We start from the raw sequence: 16390 nt of genomic DNA, 5'->3' as shown, positions 1-16390 counted from the left end.
AGGGTTCCTCCGGATCAGAAGCCGGTTCGGGTGGCGTGCATGCCCGGCCATCGCCTGGCATCCGGTGCGGTCAGGCCGATCTGGTCAAGCACGCGGACGACGATGTGGTCGACGATGTCGTCCACTGTGGATGGACGGTCGTAGAACGCGGGCATCGGCGGCACGATGCGCGCGCCGAGTCTCGCCAGCGCCAGCATGTTCTCCAGGTGGATCTCGTTGAGCGGGGTCTCCCTGGGGACCAGCACCAGCGGGTGACGTTCCTTGAGGACGACGTCGGCGGCCCTGCTGATCAGGCTGTCGGCGTACCCGGCCCGGATGCCCGCCAGCGTCTTCATCGAGCACGGGGCGATGACCATGCCGTCGACGCGGAAAGAGCCGGAGGAGATCGTCGCGCCCTGGTCGTCGGGCGCGTGTACCACGTCGGCCAGCGTGCCCACCTCGCGGGTGGAGAGCCCGGTCTCCAGTTCCACGGTCGTGCGGGCCCAGCGGGAGAGCACCAGATGGGTCTCCACGTCGGGCATCCGGCTCAGGCGTTCGAGCAGGCGAATGCCGAACACCGCGCCCGTCGCCCCAGTGATACCGACGATCAGCCGCACGATCACCACTCCTCGACTTTTTCGGTCCGTTTTCTTTGACGTTATGGTTGTTCGATGCCTGAGAACTGGAGTGCTGGAGACAAGTGATGGTCAGAAACGGACACGCTCCGATCGTCACGCTGCCCTACCGCGCTGCGGTCGGCGTGCCGCCGGGTGTGGAAGTGCTCGGCTTCCCGGGGCTGCTGGCCAGGGCGCTCGGGCACGGCGTCGACCCGTACGCGCTCAGGCGACCCGACTTCCACGTGTTGATCGCGCTGCGGTCCGGGACCTTGCGCTGTTCGCTGGACTTCGCCGACCACGTGCTGCGCCCCGGCGACTGGCTGTGGGTGCGGCCGGGGCAGGTGCAGAGATACGACTCTCCGCTGAACGCGGCCGGCGGACGGGTCGTGTTGTTCCTGCCCGGCTTTCTCGACCAGGCCACGGCCGAGCAGGCCGGCACGGACCGCGGCGTGTGGCGTCCGGCTTCGGTTCCGACGGACGTGGAGCGTGGCAGCCTGTGGCGGCTGCTCGACCTGCTGGAGCACGAGTACGCGCTCTGGGGCGGCCGACAGGAGGAACGCCACGTGGAGGTGCTGCGGCATCTGCTCGCCGCGCTCGTGCTGCGCCTGGCGGTCGTACACGGCACGGACGGCGAGCCGGTCGCGGGAGGGGAGGCGTTCCTCCGCTTCCAGTCGGCCGTCGAGCAGGACTTCACCCGCAGCCACCGCGTGGAGGACTACGCCACCCGGCTCGGGTACAGCGTCCGCACCCTGGCCAGGGCCAGCCAGGCGGGAGCAGGCGTCGGGGCCAAGGGCTACATCGACAACCGCGTTCTGCTGGAGGCCAAGCGCCTGCTCGTCCACACGGACCTGCCCGCCGGTGCGATCGGGCAGCGGCTGGGATTCCCGGAGGCCACGGTGTTCACGAAGTTCTTCCGCCGGCACACCGGCCGCACGCCCACGGATTTCCGCGCGGCCGGCGCCTGACGGCGGCGCGTCTCAGCTCTGGCGCCTGATCACCGCGCTTCCGGCGTTGTAGAGCGCCCTGGCGACGGTCGACGGGTCGCCGAGATACCCGGAGACCATGGCGCCGTCCCGCAGCATCACCAACTGGTCGGCCACGTCGGCGGTGTCGACGACGCCGATCTCGCGCAGCATGTCCTCGATGGTCTGCTTGAACCAGATCCGGTGCGCGCGTACGACCTGCCGCACCGGGTGCTCCGCGTCGGCGTACTCGGCCGCGGCGTTGATGAACGGGCAGCCGCGGAAGCCGGGGGAGCAGCTTTCCGCTCCGACGGACCGCTGCTCGTCATCGGCGGAGGCAGGGACCACACCGTTCCCGAGGTCGTCGCCAAGGCCGCCTACGAGCTGTACGGCGGTTCGAGTGCCGTCACCGACTACCAGTCGTTCCCCGATCGCGGCCACTCCCTGGTCTTCGACCACGGCTGGCGCGAGATCGCCGATTTCGCGCTCTCGTGGCTCCGCCGCCAGGGCTTCTGACCCGACCTCGAAAGGAAGAATCATGAAGTCATCCAAGAGATCCCGTTGTCAAGGCATCCGGACCGCAGTGCTGGGAGTCGCGTTGGTCGTCGTGGCCGCGATCGTCCCCGCCGCGGGGGCCGCCTCCGCCGCCGCCGGGCACGACGGTCATCCCACGGCCGAGCCGACCGTCGTGCTGGTCCACGGCGCGTGGGCGGACGGCTCCAGTCGGAGTGGTGTCGTCGGCGGCCTGCAACGCGACGGGTACACCGTCGCCGTGCCGCCGAACCCGCTGCGCGGCGTTGCCCAGGACTCCGCCTACCTCGCCGCCTACCTGAAGACCGTGCAGGGACCGATCGTGTTGGTCGGGCACTCCTACGGAGGTTTCGTGACCACCAACGCCGCCGCCGGCAACCCCAACGTCAAGGCGCTGGTCTACGTGGACGCCTACATTCCGGCGCAGGGCGACACCCTGAACGGGCTGACGGCGCAGTTCCCGGGCAGCCGGGTCGGCCCCGACGCGCTCGACTTCGTCCCCTCGGCCGGCGGCGTGGTCGACGCCTGCCTCAAGCCCGCCCGGTTCCGCGGCGTGCTGGCGGGCGACCTGCGGCCCGACCAGGCCGCCCGGCTCGCCGCCGTCCAGCGTCCGCTCGCGGCCTCCGCGCTGGACGAGCCGTCGGGCCGGCCCGCGTGGGCCACCATCCGCAGCTGGGGTGTCATCGGCACCGCGGACCGCGCCTTGCCCCCTGCCGCACAGGAGTTCATGGCCAAGCGGGCGGGTGCGACCATCACGAAGGTGAACGCGTCCCACCTGTCGATGATCTCCCGCGTCGGCAAGGTCCAGGACGTCATCGAGGACGCGGCACGCACCATCCGCTGAGGCCCGCCGGTACGGTCCCGCCGGTACGGTCCCGCCGTCATCTGCCGGTACGGTCCCGTCCCACCCTGGAACTCGACGAGTGGGGATTGCCCGACGTTGGCGTTAACCTAATCCGGCGGAGCTGAACGATTCGTTCGGACCTGTGGTGCTTGCGCCGGTGGTCAACAGTGAGAAGCTGCATGAGCTGCTCGCTTGGGAGACTGAGTACGCCACCCTCGACTTCAAAACTTCATCGAAGCTGTCCGAGAAGCGTGACCAGGTCAAAATCGCCAAGGACATCGGTGCCATGTCCGTACATGGCGGCTTCCTCGTCATAGGCGTTGACGGGCGCGGGAAACCCACAGGAAAGGTCTCGCCATCAGATGCAGACCTCTTCGTGCAGATCGGCATGGATTTGCTCGGTCACCTGCATGTCGGGAACCGTGGCGTCGGTGGTGACCACGTTCGTGATCAGATGCGGGCAGCCGAGAGCGGGATCGTCAGACGTCTCAGTAGATGGACCTTATAGCCCGTCCAACCGGATCCGCGTTGATCGCGTAACGGGCCTGGACGTCGTAAGGCGAGCTCACCAGGTCTGGTCTCGGTGGGAGTTTCTCGCCTTCAGGCCAATCTAGGGTTTCGGGGGTCGGCGGGTGGGATGTTGTGATTGAGCCGGAAGGTGTTGTCCGGATCGTAGACGGCCTTGATTTCGGTGAGGCGCTGGTAATCCTTGGGCTCGTACGCTGAGCGCACCTCCTTGGCGGCGTCCTCGCCGTTCATGAAGTTGAGGAGACGGCCGCCGGTGCTCCACGGGGCGAGCGCTTCGAGCATGCGCTTGTGTGCCGGCCGGATTTCGGTGATGTCCGCGCGTTCCAGCCGCGAGACCACGTTGAGCAGGTATCGCGCGTCCCGGTTGCCCACGGCGTTGGCGACGGCCGGGGGGAGCGCGAGCCGGCCGCCGAGGTGACGCAGTTCGAAGATGTGCGGGACGGGTGCGTGGGGCGGGGCCAGGTCGAGGAGGGTGCGTACCGCCGTGGTGTCGAGCGCGCCGAGCAGGGCGGTGCCAGCCTCGATGAATCCGGGAGAGGGCGGATCGGCGTAGATGGACCCGGCTTCGGTGTAGGGCAGTTGGCCGAGGGTGTCGCTCGTCGGGCCGAGTGCCCGTAACGGTTCGACCAGGCCCTCGGCGTCGTCGAGCGTGTCCGCGGCGTAGGCGATGCGGATATTGACGGCCTGTCGGCCTCGCAGTGCCTCCGGGAACGCGGGGATGTCCGGATAGGACATCTGCATGATCGACGAGCTCATCTCGTCGGGCACGGTGGCCGTCCAGCGCAGGTAGGTGTCGAACACCTCGGCGGCCGATTCGCCGGGGAACTGCAGTGATCCGCCGTAGAGGGTGGTGATCGGCACGAGGCCGATCTCGATGCCGGTCACCACACCGAAGTTGTCCCGGCCGCCACGTAGTGCCCAGAACAGGTCCGGGCAGGACTCCTCGGTGACATGGCGCAGCCGGCCGTCCGCTGTGACGACGTCGATGCTACGCACGTGATCGGCGGCGTAGCCGTAGCGCCGGGAGAGCAGACTGAGCCCTCCGGCCAGGGTGTAGGGCACCACGGCAAGGCCCGGATAGGAGCCTGACAGCGGCGCCAGCCCGGCGGGCGCGGCTTCGTGGATCACTTCGTCCCATCGGGTGCCGGCTGCCACCCAGGCCGTGTTCGCCTCGAGGTTCAACCGGACGCCCGTCATCCGAGTGGTGTTGATCAGCACTCCGCCCTCACCGGCGATGCCGGCGGACGCGTGCCCGGTGCCCTGCACGGCCACAGGGAGCGCGTGACTTCTCGCGAATTCCACCGCGGCCCGCACGTCCGCGGTTCCGGTCGCGCCCACCACGAGGTCGGGCCGATGCTGACGAGCGAGCTGGTACCCGGCCCGTTCTGTGTCGTAGCCCTCGTCTTCGGGTGTGAGCACCGGGCCTCTCACCCGCTTGGCCAGGGCCTTGACCTCGGCTGGGTCGATGCCGACGGGCTGGAAGCGTTGTGGGTCCGAACTGCTCATGATCATTCCCTATGGGTTGCCGGTATGGGATACGCGACCAACCAGAGCGGCCGCAGATAGTAAGGTAACCGTACTATCAATGGGCGCGGTATTGTCAAGTCCCCTGACCAATCACGGCGGAAAGAGGGCGCCCCAGGATGACGACACGCGCCGGAAGGCAGGGCGACGAAGGTGTGAGCCAGATCCCACTTCCCGCCCTGTTCACGCAGGCCAAGGACGTCACGCTCGCGAAGCTGCACTGGAGGCTCAATGAGGAGGGATTCAAGGGCATCCGTTACAGCCACGGCGCCGTTTTCCGGTTCATCGACGCCGAGGGCTCGCGACTGACCGCGCTCGCCGAACGCTCAGGGCTCTCCAAGCAGGCGCTCGGCGAGGTGGTTACCGAGCTCGAGCGGCACGGCTACGTCGAGCGGACGACCGATCCGGACGACCACCGCGCGAAGGTCATCCGACTGACCGAACGGGGAACGCAGGCCCAGGTCGCCGCCGCTCGAATCCTCGGGGAAATCGAGCGACGGTGGGCACAGCACCTTGGCCGGGATCGGATCGCCGAAATGCGCATGGTGCTGGAAGAGGTCATCCGCTTCGAAAAAAGCTAGGCAGCGGGCCTCTCGTTATCGATTTACGACCAACCCGGCACGACGCATGTACCAAATTCTCGATCTTCGTACTGGGCCTTGGTGAAGGCCTAGGCTTGGATGTCTGGTATGAACTGGTGTTCCGTAAAGAGATCCCCCACCAGAACACCAGCCGGCCGGACCGCTGTCCCAGATCAGGGTGTTCCGTATAGGTGTCCCGCGAACTGTTCCGATGAAGGGGGGCTATACGGAACCCTTGCAGGCGTGAACGGAACCCGCGTCGGCTACGCCCGCTGCTCGACCGATGGGCAAGACGTGATCATTTAGACCGAGCAGTTCCTGGCCCTCGGCGTCCCCCAGGACCGGGTCTATACCGACCGCGCCTTCTCGGGCACCACCCGCCGCAACCGCGTCGGACTCGACCAGGCCCTCGGTGCCGTGTGGGACGGCAGCGTCTTCACCGTGACCAAGTTCGACCGGTTCGCCCGCGACATGGCCACGGCCAACGAGATCCTCACAGACCTGTCCGGCTGCGGCGTCCTGGTCGGCCTGGACGATCCGTCGACGACTGGAACGACGTGTTCGGGCGGCTGTTAAGTTGCGTCCACGGGGTGGTGTATGAGTTTCCGCTGGTAGACAGCGTGGCGTCGTGGAATCGACATTGGCGCCGAGGCTGGCCAGGCTGGCGACCACCAGGAGTGTCCATGGCAGTAGGCCGCCACGGGAGCCGTGTCGGCTGGCCAGGAGCAGCGACATCGAAGCGGCGACGATCAGCCGTCGACGGACAGAGGGATCAGGGCCGCGCTCCACGGGCTCTCTCCGTGGCGGAGCACCAGTTCGTGCATGTGGGCGTAGGAGACCGCTGCCGCGATCGCGGCGAGCAGGACGACGCCGGCGGTCGTGGTACGCCGGATCCACTGATCTGCTTGAGGAGCTCCCACCCTCGCTCACCCCTGTCCCAGCAGGAACTGGCGGGTGAGGACGAAGTAGAGCCGGCCCAATAAGCGATCATCGCCTGCAGTCCCCGCACCCAGGCTCGCAGCGCATGGTGGTCGATGATGGACGCATAGGTCCATGCCGCTTTCGCCTGAGTCTTCGGCATCCGACGCATTGGTTCGGGAACTCAGGCGCTGGGACGAATGGGGCAAAGTCATCGTCCCCGACACCAGCGTATACATCGAGCACCCGCGAAGATCGATGATCTGGACCTAGCGCGTCGGGGTCTCCTGCGCCGGCGCAGCTCGCGCTCGGCGCCTGTACGAATGCCATGCGTGGCCTGAGGTCGGCCTTCCCGAAAACGCCGAGGTGCCGCGAGCGTCGCGCTCGCGGCACCTCCTGCGCTTCGCGTCTGCAAGACGCGAAGCATCGTGCTCACGCGATGTCGAACCGGTCATCCGCCACAGACGACCGTCACCTCTCCGACCCCCGGGACCTGGTAGTCCGGGTTGTGGTAGCGAACCGAGGCACTGGTCAAACCGCGGAACTCGTCGGTGACCGTGACCCAGTCCGAGTGCGTCTCCCGGTAATTTTGCGCCCACTTGTTGGCCGGGCAGGGGCTGGTCACCCAGATGTCCCCCCCGAGCGGCACGAAGCTCTTCATCGCGAAGTCGTAGGTGGCCGGGCGCCCGTGATCCACGTTCGAGCAGGTCACCGTCACATCGACCGTCACGACGACCCGCTTCTTCGCGTCCTCCTGGTAGGTGCGAAGGTTCTGGTAATCGACCTTCACCGTCTGACCGTCCGGCAGCGTGTCGATGCTGTTGTACCTGAGGGATTTGGAGTCCGCGGCATCGGCGAACTTGGATGAAGCCGACGCGGACACGACGTACGGCGAGGTGGAAGGGCACTTGACGGTCGTGTAGTGGGAGCCCTGGGCACCCACGGAGCTGGAGTTCGTCACCTTGACGATGGTCTCGGCGTAGGCCGGGCCGCCGAGGCCGATCACCCCCGCGGCCGTCGCGATCGCCGCCGCGCCGATGAGTGACATTGTGAAGATGCGCATGTGTTTCCCCTCGTTGGAGCTTGTTTCGGCAAGGAACAGGCAGGTGACGGCCGCACCGTCGGATTTCCGGCGCGAGCGCCGTTTGCCCGTGCGTCTGCGACGGTAGGAGAACCGCCTTGGCGAACTCTTGGGTCGACTTCGCGGGGACTGAAGGTCCAGTTGGCGTGACCCCGTGAGTGGGCGTTCCACGCCCCCGATCACGACCGGCCCGGGCGCCTGACCACGGGCACCGGCTGGCCACGGCGCCCGGCCTCGGCCCGCAGCCGCTTCCCCAGCTCGCGCCCCTGCCGCAGGAACGACCGCCTCCGCTCACGACGGCGGCCGGCCAGGCTCCAGTCGTTCAAAGCCCGGTCGACCTCGACGCGCGACCGGTCGCCCTCCCCCACGGCCGTCCCCATCAGCACCACGTTCTCCTGCCACTCCATGACTGGGCCGTGCCGGTGGAAGGTCAGGCAGACGGGTCCCTCGCCCGCTTCGACTCCGGCGGGCAGGCGCAGATCGAACCCCCCGGCGGTCCGCGTGCACGAGCGGGTCCGCACAGCCAGGGGGCGGCCGTCCGACACCATGGTCAGGACGGGCTCGCCGAGCCCGGCCGCTCGATCGGCGAAGGGCTGCCAGTCGGCCGGCGGTACCGACCGGCTCGGGAGGCGCGGCCCCGCCGGCGCCGGGTCGGACGGTGGTGCGACGAGGTCGTCGGCGCAGGTCCAGGCTTCGGGCGTCCTGGATAGATCACCCTCCGGCCACCAGAGGATCCTCTCCGGGGTGACCTCCACCCAGATGCGGGCGAAGTACCATCCGAGGCGCTTCATCAGGAACCACGGAGTCCCCGAGAAACCGGCCGGGGTCTTCGCCAGCGATTCCCGGACGTACCGGTCGGTGTTGGCTTGCAGGTCCGCGTCCCGCACGGCCGCACGGCCCTGTACGAGGACGACGGGTGGCCGGTCCAGCCCGCTTCCCGTCGGGTCCGAGTAGAGCAGGGCGACCCGCGGGTCCCGGCGCGCGCGCTCGGCCTTGTCCGGATAGGTGAGACCGGTGGACACGTCGAGCGTGCCGTTCGCGCCGACGTAGGGGGTCAAGGGCCATGTGACGGGCCGCCCGTCACGGGTGAGCGAGGCGTACTCGCACACGAGCGACCGCTCGAACAGCCTGGCCGTCTCGGACGGCCAGGTGGCCGGTACAGGTCCGGTCATGACGACTCCAGGAAGACGTCGGCGGCAATGGGGGCGTCGGCGCCGTACAACCGGGCGAAGCGCCGCCGGTAGGCCGGCCACCAGAATCGCCGGAACATGAACCGGGCCACGACGGGCAGCTCCGCGTGCGAGGCGACGAGCAGCTCGCCCTCCGCGCTGGAGGCGAGCCAGCCGAAGATCGTCGGGACTCGGCGGCGGCCGAAGTCACCCATCGCCTGGCGCTTGTCGGACTCGATGTCCTCGAGGGTGAGGTGCCGGAGCATCAGCGGGACGGCGTCCCGCTCCTCGTGGTCGAGGTGCTCGTTGACGAACTCGTGCAGGCGCAGCAGCGTGGGCGCCCGGTCCGGCAGGGGGACCGAACGGTCGCCGGCGGCTCGCACGAGCGGATCGAGCACGGCGTGCTCGGACTCCAGCTCCGCGAGCACGGCCGCCGCCTCGGGCGCGCGGCCGGCGAGCCGCGGCCACAGATCGGCGTCCTCGTGCGCGTGGTGGGCGTGGAGCATCTCCAGCACGAGCGCGAGTTGCTCCTCAAGGAGTTCCCCGTGCTCGGCGTCACGGGGACTGCGGCACGCCTCGGCCAGGCGGCCGAACTCGGCGCGGAAACCGGCGTGCATCATCAGGAATCCGGTCAGGTGTTGTCGTGTGATCATGTGTCTGCTCCCTCACGTGTCGGGAGCAGCGTGCGGCACCGGCCCTCACATGCACTTGGCGAGTTCTTGGCGTGCCCTGGAGAGCCAGTACTCGGTACCCGCGGTCTCCAGGATCCGCACCGCGTCCACCAGGTGGGCCCGCGCGGCCGCGCGGTCCCCGAGGGCTAGAAGCGCCTCCCCCAGGTGACCGTCGTACGCTCCGGCGACCGTGGTACAACAGCCGTTCACGAGGAGCCGGCCGGCGAAGGGCCGGAACAGGTCGTACATCTCCCGGACGACATCCGGGTCGCCGAGGCGGATCCCGGCGTGCAGCCGGCACATCGCGGCGATCACCCAGGTGTAGTCGCGCGGCGGCAGGGGGGTCTCGCGCAGGATCCTCCGGGCGCGGTCGCGCTCACCCAGGCCGGCCAGCGCGTACGCCAGGATGTAGCGGAGCCCGGCCATCCCGGTGCGGTGCCAGAGCTCCTCCAGCCGCTCGGTCTCCCCGGCGAGCCCGTCCTCTTCGAAGAGCACCTCGAACCGCTGGGCGAGCATGGCCGCCTCGAAATAGCCGCGGTCGCCGAAGGACAGCAGCGCCTTGACGGGCTCGTAGTGGCGGAACGCGTCGGGCACGTTCTGGAAAAGGTCGAGCCCCACGTGCGTGACCGCCGCCTGCAGCGCCAGCGTGGGGTTGTGCAGCCTGCCGAGCAGCGCGTCCGTCTCCGCCAGCAGCGCACGAGCGTCCGCCACCTCCCCGCGATCGGTCAGATCGGCGGCGGCGTGGAGCTGAGCGATCACCCGGAGCTGGGACGACAGCCCGGGCTCCGCCAGCAGGCGCCTCACGGTCCCGGTCCGCTGCTCCATGAAGTCCTGCCCGCGCAGGGCGATCAGCCGCAGGTGGAGCACGCGCCGCAGCAGGTCAGGGTCGTCCAGGCGCTCGGCCGCCGCCACGGCCTGCGCCGACACCCCGTCGACGTCCTCGCGTCCGTTCTGGGCGAGCACGACGGCCCGTACGGCCTGCGCCGTCGCCCAGGCGGGAGCGGCCGGGGGCAGCTCGCGGACGGCACGGTCCATCGACTCCCGCAGGGCGACCGGGTCGAGGCCGTAGCGGAACGGGACCCAGATGCCGTGCGCCATCGCGATGTCCGCGGCCATGACCGCCTTCTGCAGGTCGGCGCCCGCCAGCGTCAGTGCCTGCTCGACCGCGTCGTAGCCCTCGTCGAACCGCCCGGCCGCGTAGCAGCTTTCCGCCAGACCGACCGCCAGCTCGAACCGCTCGGCGGCCTCGGCTCGGGCCACATCGGACACGGCCAGGGCCTCCTGCCAGGACAGGATGGCGTCGTCAGGGGAATGGCGGCGCAGCGCCGCCCGCGCGGCCCGCGCGGCGTAGTCCATCGCCATCCGGGCCGGTTCCGGGCCCAGATCCGCCGCCGCCAGCCAATGCCTCCCGATGTCGCCGAGCCGGCTCTCCTGCCGTCCGTGGATGCGGGTGAGCACGCCCGCGATCTGCTCGTGCACCCTGGCCCGCCACAGGCGGGAGCGACGGGACAGCAAGGCGTCGATCACCAGCGCGTGCGCGAACCCGTACCCGCCGAGTATGTCCGCCGACTCCCGGATCAGGCCCGCTTCCAGCGCCACCTCCAGCGACGGCAGCAGGTCCCCGACCTCGCGGTGGGCCACCTCCGCCAGAACGCGGGCCTCGAACTCGCTCCCGGCGACGGCGGCCAGCTCCAGCACCCCGGCGGTCTCCTCGCCGAGCCTCTCCACCCGGTGCAGCACGACGTGCAGCACGCCCTGCGGCAGCTCCTCACCCGCACGGGCGAGCTCCGTCAGGAAGAACGGGTTGCCCTCGGTGCGGCCGCGGAGCCGTTCGGCCCTCTCACTACCAGGGTCGTGGCCGGACACGGTCCGCACGAGCGTGCGGACCTCCTCCGTCGCGAGCCCCTCCAGCCCCAGCCGCCGAGCGCCGAACCGGGACAGCGCCGACAGGGTGGCGCTGAGCCCGGATACCTCGTGCCGTCTGAAGCTGGCCACGAGCAGCAGCCCCGGGGGCGCGGCCGACGCCACATGAACGAGCAGCCGCAACGTCGCGTCGTCGGCCGCGTGGATGTCCTCCAGGACGACCACCACGGGGCGAACGACCGCCAGGAACGTCACGACCGCCTCGAAGAAACGAAGCCTGGCTCCCTGCGCGTCGTGGGCCGGGATCGCCTCCAGCCCGCCCGCGAGGAAGTCACGGATCCCCTCGGGCAGCGCGGTCACCGACGAGGCGGCGGCCAGCTCCCGCAGCACCTGCTCCCACGGCCACAGCGCCGGCGCGGTCTCGTGGTCGGGACTCGCCCCCCAGGCCACCGGCACCCCGGCCGCCGAGCGGAACCTCCTGAGCAGGCTCGTCTTCCCGACGCCCGGCTCGCCGTCCACCAGGACCACCTGCCCGGCGGCCGACGCCGCTCTCACGGCCTCGGACAGGAACTCGAGGGCGTCCGCGCGACCGACGAAAGGCGTGTCGTCCGGCGGTTCGCCGGGCCCCGGACGGGCGGCGGCGGCCCGCGCCGGCGGGATCAGTGTGGCGTCCTGGCGGAGCACGGCGGTCTCCAGCTCGCGCAGCCGCGGCCCCGGGTCGATGCCGAGCTCGTCGGCGAGCACCTCGCGCACCGTGCGCAGGCACCCCAGCGCGGCGGCCTGCCTCCCCGCCCGGTAGTGGGCCAGCACCAGCAGCTCCCACGCCCGCTCGCGCAGCGGGTGTTCGTGCACGAACGGCTCCAGCCGCGCGACGACATCCGTGTGGCGGCCCAGTTCGAGCAGCGCCCTGGCCAGCGCCTCCACGGCGTCCAGCCGCACCTGCTCCAGCCGCGCCGTCTCCGGCTTCGCCCAGCTCTCGGACCGCACGTCGATGTACGGCTCGCCCCTCCACAGGTCGAGTGCCGATACGAAGGCCGCCGCCGCCTCGTCATGGCGGCCCTGGTCGAGCCTGCTGGTCCCGGTGGAGACGAGCGCCGCGAACTCCCTCGTGTCGAGGTCGAGCCGCTCCGTCATCAGCCCGTACCCGTCGCCCACGGTGACGATGACCGTCGCCGCCGCGCGCCGGTGCCGATCGCGCTCCAGCAGCCTGCGGAGGTTGGAGATGTAGACCTGCAGGCTGCCCTGCGCGCTGACGGGCGGGTTGCCGCCCCACAGCCGGTCGGCCAGGACGTCGGCGGGGAGCACCCGGCCGGCGTGCATCGCCAGCATCGCCAGCAACGCCCGCTGCTTGGGAGGGCCGATCGGTACCGGCTGCCCGTCCGCAATGAGTTCCAAAGGCCCGAGGACGTTCAACCGCACGGGGGCATCCTACGGAGACGCCGGAAGACTGTCCAAGCTGCCCCGATTCGACGCGAGGTCGTCCGCATGCGTGGGCCGGCGTACGTGCCCGAACTGGATCTCCGCGCCCTCGTGCTCGGCGTGTACGTCCTGCGGCCAGGCCGCCTTGAGCATCGCGTCGCGTTCCTGCCGGTCGATGTCGCTGCGCACCGCCAGCCGGCGGCTTCCCACCGGCAATTCGAGGTCCTGCGCGATCCGCGAGTCGTTGATGGTCCGTACGATGCGCACCGAGCACAGCAGCGGCCCCGCTCCGTGGCGGTCACCGAGACGGCGCCGGTCAGGTCGCGCATGGTGTTGCGGTGGTGATGGTCGAGGTCCCACACGCGCTCCACAGGTTGGGTCGTCATGGTGCGGGTGCCTCGTGCGCGAGCGCGCCGCCGCCGAGCGCGAGGGGGGCGGCTGCCGTGACCGCGTGCCACCCGCTGGCCAGCGCCTGGGCTCCGGCGGGCGGGGGGTGCCGACGGACAATCTGAGCGACACCGCGCGGTTCACCCTCGTGTGCTCCCCCCGGACGCGGGATGTTCTCCGCAAGGCATCACACGGCGCGCCATTGGCTCCTGCCTTGCTGACCGACGACCTGTAGTCGCGCAATCCGAAGTAGGGCGGGCTGATCACCACGTTCCCAATGGATGTGTGGGGCATGGGGTTGGCCCGGCGCCCCGCACCGAGCATGGCTCAGCTGCAGCAGGTGCTCGCCGTGCCGGCGGTGGACGGCCGGCCCTGGGTGGTGGTTGTGACGGTGTCAGGGCCACAGACGCACGGGGCGTCGGTGGAGGCGTCGTTCTTGTCGAGGACGTCGGCGTCGCCCTTGACCACGTACACCTCCCACGGTTCGGCCCCGGGGCCGGTGACCCACACCTTGTCCTGCAGGGCGTAGCAGCAGGAGGTGTCGTTCTCCTCGAAGGTGGCCAGCCCGGCATCCTTCAGGCGCTGGGTGGCGGCGGTGACCTGCTCGGTTTCCTCGACCTCGACGCCGAGGTGATCCATGCGGGTCTCCTGGCCGGGCTCGCCTTCGAGCAGGACGAGCTTGAGCGGGGGCTCGGCGATGGCGAAGTTGGCGTACCCCGGGCGCCGCTTGACCGGCTCGGCGCCGAACAGTTTGGAGTAGAACTCGATCGAGCCTTCCAGGTCAGAGACCCGCAGGGCGAGCTGTACACGTGACATGTGGCTCCTCCTTGATCGGATGTGGGCCTCGGCGCCAGCGCCTCAACCTCACATTGATTAGATGAGGTTCTAATCAATGTGATGGCATCAGTGTGGAGCCCTATCTAGGTGCCTGTCAAATTAGACTCATATCTAAACAGGCCATCGCCGGGCTTCCTGGTGCGCGACGGGGAGCGCCGCACCGTTTGGCTGCCCGCCGATGCAGGACCTTGCAGATCTCCGTGCCGTCACGACCGGTGAAGGTGACCATGATCGGTCGGCGTCGAGATCGTTGCACCGACGTTCAAGATGGTCGCCTACCAGGCAGAACCGAACCGCCGTCGCAGACCGCCCGCCACGAGGAGAGCCTGGCGCACCACCCGAGCACGCCCGTTCTCCCACCAAGGCGCTCACGGGGCAGTGCTTGACGATCGGCCATTAGCTCAACAAAGATTAAGGTAATTATGATTGAGCTAATGAGCATCGAGAGACGTGCCGCCGTGCATGCGGCGTTGGCCGAGCCCGTCAGGCTGGCCATGACCGATGCACTGCTGCTGGGCGATCGATCCCCGGGCGAGCTCGGCGAGCAGACGGGTCTGTCCACCAGCCTGCTGGCCCATCACCTGCGCGTACTGCAGGAGGCCGGCGTAGTGGAACGATCCCGATCTGAGGCCGACCGACGCCGCAGCTATGTCCGGCTTCGCCCGCAGGCGCTGGCCGGCCTCGGCCCGGCGGCGGTCTCCGTGGCGGCGCCGCGGGTGCTGTTCGTCTGCACGCATAACTCCGCCCGCTCCCAACTCGCCGCCGCGCTGTGGCAGCAGGCCAGCGCGGTACCCGCGGCATCGGCCGGGACCGCACCCGCCTCCCGGGTACACCCCGGAGCTCTGGCCACCGCCCGTCGCCATGGATTGCGCCTGGACCCGCGCGCCACCGCACACCTGGACCAAACACTCGAACCCGGCGACTTCCTCGTGGCGGTCTGCGACAACGCCTACGAGCAGCTGGAACATCGCCCGCACCTGCACTGGTCGGTGCCCGACCCGGTCGCCGTCGGCAGCGATCAGGCGTTCGAAGAGGCCTTCGCCGACCTGCACGCCCGGATCGGCCGGCTCACCACCGCGCTAACACCCGCCGATCCGCCCGATGACACCGACTCGGCCGCGAGGCCACCCGAGGAAGGAAAGCGATGACCCACCCCCTGGCCTCTCATAACGACTTGAGCCTCGATCAGCGGCACGCCCTGTACACCGCCGCCGCCAATCTCTCCGCCGAGTTCTCCGGCACCTTCTCCCCAGAGACCATCGAACGCTTCCTGCGCACGAGCTACGACCAGTTCGCCGGCCGCGCCACGGTCTCCGGATTTCTGCCGCTGCTGGCCGAACGCTTCGCCCGCCAGCGGCTGCGCGCTCTGGCCCGGGTCGAGGGCAAACACGACACCGGCACCCCGACGGTGCTGTTCCTGTGCGTACACAACGCCGGACGCTCGCAAATGGCCCTGGGCTACTTCCAGCACCTGGCCGAGGATCGCGCGATCGCCTGGTCAGGCGGGTCTGAGCCGGGCGAGCGCATCAACCCCGCCGCCGTGGCCGCCATGGCCGAGGTCGGCATCGACATCACCGGCGAATACCCCAAGCCCTGGACCACCGAGATCGCCCAGGCCGCCGACGTCATCATCACCATGGGCTGCGGGGACGCCTGCCCCATCTTCCCCGGCAAGCGGTATGAGGACTGGGAACTGACCGACCCCGCGGGCAAGACCGTGGAGGCGGTGCGCGAGATCCGGGATGAGATCGAAAGCCGCGTCCGAACCCTGTTGGAGCAACTCGGTGTACCGGTGCGGGGTCAACGATGAGGGGCTGGGCCGCCGCGTCTTCGCCGGGTCCCTGGGCACCGCGGCGCTGCTGGTCGCGGCCGTCGGCTCCGGTCATCGCCGCCCAGTTCACTGGCGCGACGCCGGCCGTGGCGGTCATCGCCGTGCTCTACCCCCGCCGCGACCACAGCACCGACGCCCCCACAGCCCAGACGGTCACTCCCAGCACCCCGACTGCGGCCGCCTGGTGATGCTGCGCGCGTCGTCCAGCAGGACCTACGGCGTCCGTCACTTATAATTTAGATCGAGGTCTAAGTAAGGAGTCGCCGGATGGCCGTCACCAGCTCCGCGTGTTGCGTGCCCATCGCGCGCGAGGCCCTCTCCGAGAGTGACGCGGCCGAGCTGGCGACCTTGCTGAAGGCGGTCGCCGACCCGGTGCGGTTGCGGCTGCTGTCGATGATCGGCGCGCATCCGGGTGGAGAGGCGTGTGTCTGCGATCTGACCGGCGCCTTCGATCTGACCGGGCCCACCATCTCTCACCATCTCAAGGTATTGCGCACGGCCGGGCTCATCAACGGCGAGCGGCGTGGCACGTGGATCTACTACTGGATCGTCCCGGAGACGGTGGCCCGGCTCGGCGCGCTGTTCAGCCCGCTGGGCGAGCCGGCGCCCGAGGCGCAGGCCGTCACCGCCTGAGCACACCCCCTACGG

19 protein-coding genes are annotated in these 16390 nt (G+C 69.5%); 9 read left to right on the top strand and 10 right to left on the bottom strand.

Annotated features, from left to right (window positions below; all coding sequences use genetic code 11):
- Positions 1–14: 14 nt before the first annotated feature.
- Entirely contained in the window at positions 15–596 is a 582-nt protein-coding gene (locus tag DQ384_RS30705) for a non-oxidative hydroxyarylic acid decarboxylases subunit B (protein ID WP_114032442.1), read from the bottom strand.
- Positions 597–682: 86 nt separating this feature from the next.
- Here DQ384_RS30705 and DQ384_RS30700 point away from each other — a divergent pair, with 86 nt between their 5' ends.
- Positions 683–1561, top strand: a complete 879-nt coding sequence (locus tag DQ384_RS30700) for a helix-turn-helix transcriptional regulator (RefSeq protein WP_114032374.1) — start codon at positions 683–685, stop codon at positions 1559–1561.
- A 12-nt stretch (positions 1562–1573) separates the two neighbouring features.
- Here DQ384_RS30700 and DQ384_RS30695 read toward each other — a convergent pair whose 3' ends face one another.
- On the bottom strand, positions 1574–1786 hold the full coding sequence (locus tag DQ384_RS30695; protein WP_114032373.1) for a hypothetical protein: 213 nt from the start codon (positions 1784–1786) through the stop codon (positions 1574–1576).
- Between DQ384_RS30695 and DQ384_RS30690 the strand changes: the two genes are divergently transcribed.
- From DQ384_RS30690 to DQ384_RS30680, 3 genes are all read left to right on the top strand, one after another.
- Positions 1763–2074: an alpha/beta fold hydrolase gene (locus DQ384_RS30690; protein ID WP_181871510.1), complete on the top strand. Its 312-nt coding sequence runs from the start codon at positions 1763–1765 to the stop codon at positions 2072–2074. The genes DQ384_RS30695 and DQ384_RS30690 overlap by 24 nt on opposite strands.
- A gap of 22 nt (positions 2075–2096) precedes the next feature.
- Complete coding sequence (locus tag DQ384_RS30685) at positions 2097–2933, top strand: alpha/beta fold hydrolase (protein ID WP_114032372.1); 837 nt, start codon at positions 2097–2099, stop codon at positions 2931–2933.
- Between the two features lie 142 nt (positions 2934–3075).
- Positions 3076–3441: a hypothetical protein gene (locus DQ384_RS30680; RefSeq protein ID WP_114032371.1), complete on the top strand. Its 366-nt coding sequence runs from the start codon at positions 3076–3078 to the stop codon at positions 3439–3441.
- Between the two features lie 92 nt (positions 3442–3533).
- Here DQ384_RS30680 and DQ384_RS30675 read toward each other — a convergent pair whose 3' ends face one another.
- The gene (locus tag DQ384_RS30675; protein WP_114032370.1) at positions 3534–4967 is read right to left on the bottom strand and encodes an FAD-binding oxidoreductase; all 1434 of its coding nucleotides are present in this window, start codon (positions 4965–4967) and stop codon (positions 3534–3536) included.
- Positions 4968–5104: 137 nt separating this feature from the next.
- On the opposite strand from DQ384_RS30675, the gene DQ384_RS30670 reads away from it, so the two are divergent.
- Together DQ384_RS30670 and DQ384_RS30665 are read left to right on the top strand one after the other, a co-directional pair.
- Complete coding sequence (locus tag DQ384_RS30670) at positions 5105–5566, top strand: MarR family winged helix-turn-helix transcriptional regulator (protein WP_114032369.1); 462 nt, start codon at positions 5105–5107, stop codon at positions 5564–5566.
- Positions 5567–5884: 318 nt separating this feature from the next.
- Complete coding sequence (locus DQ384_RS30665; protein WP_220183238.1) at positions 5885–6142, top strand: recombinase family protein; 258 nt, start codon at positions 5885–5887, stop codon at positions 6140–6142.
- Positions 6143–6315: 173 nt separating this feature from the next.
- On the opposite strand, the gene DQ384_RS43795 is transcribed toward DQ384_RS30665, so the two are convergent.
- From DQ384_RS43795 to DQ384_RS30630, 7 genes are all read right to left on the bottom strand, one after another.
- Positions 6316–6486: a DUF2637 domain-containing protein gene (locus DQ384_RS43795; RefSeq protein WP_281274134.1), complete on the bottom strand. Its 171-nt coding sequence runs from the start codon at positions 6484–6486 to the stop codon at positions 6316–6318.
- A gap of 449 nt (positions 6487–6935) precedes the next feature.
- Positions 6936–7547: a hypothetical protein gene (locus DQ384_RS30655; protein ID WP_114032368.1), complete on the bottom strand. Its 612-nt coding sequence runs from the start codon at positions 7545–7547 to the stop codon at positions 6936–6938.
- 197 nt (positions 7548–7744) lie between these two features.
- Complete coding sequence (locus DQ384_RS30650) at positions 7745–8737, bottom strand: pyridoxamine 5'-phosphate oxidase family protein (protein ID WP_114032367.1); 993 nt, start codon at positions 8735–8737, stop codon at positions 7745–7747.
- Entirely contained in the window at positions 8734–9387 is a 654-nt protein-coding gene (locus DQ384_RS30645) for a hemerythrin domain-containing protein (RefSeq protein ID WP_114032366.1), read from the bottom strand. Before DQ384_RS30645 ends, DQ384_RS30650 begins: the two co-directional genes overlap by 4 nt.
- Before the next feature lie 45 nt (positions 9388–9432).
- Positions 9433–12687: an ATP-binding protein gene (locus DQ384_RS30640; RefSeq protein ID WP_114032365.1), complete on the bottom strand. Its 3255-nt coding sequence runs from the start codon at positions 12685–12687 to the stop codon at positions 9433–9435.
- A 9-nt stretch (positions 12688–12696) separates the two neighbouring features.
- Complete coding sequence (locus tag DQ384_RS43790; protein WP_281274133.1) at positions 12697–13368, bottom strand: glycoside hydrolase family 38 C-terminal domain-containing protein; 672 nt, start codon at positions 13366–13368, stop codon at positions 12697–12699.
- Between the two features lie 33 nt (positions 13369–13401).
- Positions 13402–13890, bottom strand: coding sequence for an ArsI/CadI family heavy metal resistance metalloenzyme (locus DQ384_RS30630; RefSeq protein ID WP_114032364.1), 489 nt, complete (start codon positions 13888–13890; stop codon positions 13402–13404).
- Positions 13891–14345: 455 nt separating this feature from the next.
- Between DQ384_RS30630 and DQ384_RS30625 the strand changes: the two genes are divergently transcribed.
- The 3 genes from DQ384_RS30625 to DQ384_RS30615 all read left to right on the top strand — a co-directional run bounded on the left by DQ384_RS30625 (position 14346) and on the right by DQ384_RS30615 (position 16375).
- Positions 14346–15059: an arsenate reductase/protein-tyrosine-phosphatase family protein gene (locus tag DQ384_RS30625; RefSeq protein WP_245966900.1), complete on the top strand. Its 714-nt coding sequence runs from the start codon at positions 14346–14348 to the stop codon at positions 15057–15059.
- On the top strand, positions 15056–15721 hold the full coding sequence (locus DQ384_RS43260; protein ID WP_114032362.1) for an arsenate reductase ArsC: 666 nt from the start codon (positions 15056–15058) through the stop codon (positions 15719–15721). The genes DQ384_RS30625 and DQ384_RS43260 overlap by 4 nt, the downstream gene beginning before the upstream one ends.
- Positions 15722–16009: 288 nt before the next feature.
- Positions 16010–16375: an ArsR/SmtB family transcription factor gene (locus DQ384_RS30615; protein WP_114032361.1), complete on the top strand. Its 366-nt coding sequence runs from the start codon at positions 16010–16012 to the stop codon at positions 16373–16375.
- Positions 16376–16390: the final 15 nt, after the last annotated feature.

The organism is Sphaerisporangium album, from assembly GCF_003323745.1.
Classification (GTDB): domain Bacteria; phylum Actinomycetota; class Actinomycetes; order Streptosporangiales; family Streptosporangiaceae; genus Sphaerisporangium; species Sphaerisporangium album.
The sequence above is the reverse complement of the archived record's forward strand: the minus strand, read 5'-3'. Positions and strand labels throughout refer to the sequence as shown.

Bases quoted from the DNA above. Each gene is read 5' to 3' on its own strand.
- DQ384_RS30615 (WP_114032361.1), top strand. From the start codon at position 16,010: ATGGCCGTCACCAGCTCCGCGTGTTGCGTGCCCATCGCGCGCGAGGCC.
- DQ384_RS30645 (WP_114032366.1), bottom strand. From the start codon at position 9,387: ATGATCACACGACAACACCTGACCGGATTCCTGATGATGCACGCCGGT.
- DQ384_RS30675 (WP_114032370.1), bottom strand. From the start codon at position 4,967: ATGAGCAGTTCGGACCCACAACGCTTCCAGCCCGTCGGCATCGACCCA.
- DQ384_RS30685 (WP_114032372.1), top strand. From the start codon at position 2,097: ATGAAGTCATCCAAGAGATCCCGTTGTCAAGGCATCCGGACCGCAGTG.
- DQ384_RS30650 (WP_114032367.1), bottom strand. From the start codon at position 8,737: ATGACCGGACCTGTACCGGCCACCTGGCCGTCCGAGACGGCCAGGCTG.
- DQ384_RS30670 (WP_114032369.1), top strand. From the start codon at position 5,105: ATGACGACACGCGCCGGAAGGCAGGGCGACGAAGGTGTGAGCCAGATC.
- DQ384_RS43260 (WP_114032362.1), top strand. From the start codon at position 15,056: ATGACCCACCCCCTGGCCTCTCATAACGACTTGAGCCTCGATCAGCGG.
- DQ384_RS30625 (WP_245966900.1), top strand. From the start codon at position 14,346: ATGAGCATCGAGAGACGTGCCGCCGTGCATGCGGCGTTGGCCGAGCCC.
- DQ384_RS30700 (WP_114032374.1), top strand. From the start codon at position 683: ATGGTCAGAAACGGACACGCTCCGATCGTCACGCTGCCCTACCGCGCT.
- DQ384_RS30630 (WP_114032364.1), bottom strand. From the start codon at position 13,890: ATGTCACGTGTACAGCTCGCCCTGCGGGTCTCTGACCTGGAAGGCTCG.
- DQ384_RS43790 (WP_281274133.1), bottom strand. From the start codon at position 13,368: ATGCCCCACACATCCATTGGGAACGTGGTGATCAGCCCGCCCTACTTC.
- DQ384_RS30655 (WP_114032368.1), bottom strand. From the start codon at position 7,547: ATGCGCATCTTCACAATGTCACTCATCGGCGCGGCGGCGATCGCGACG.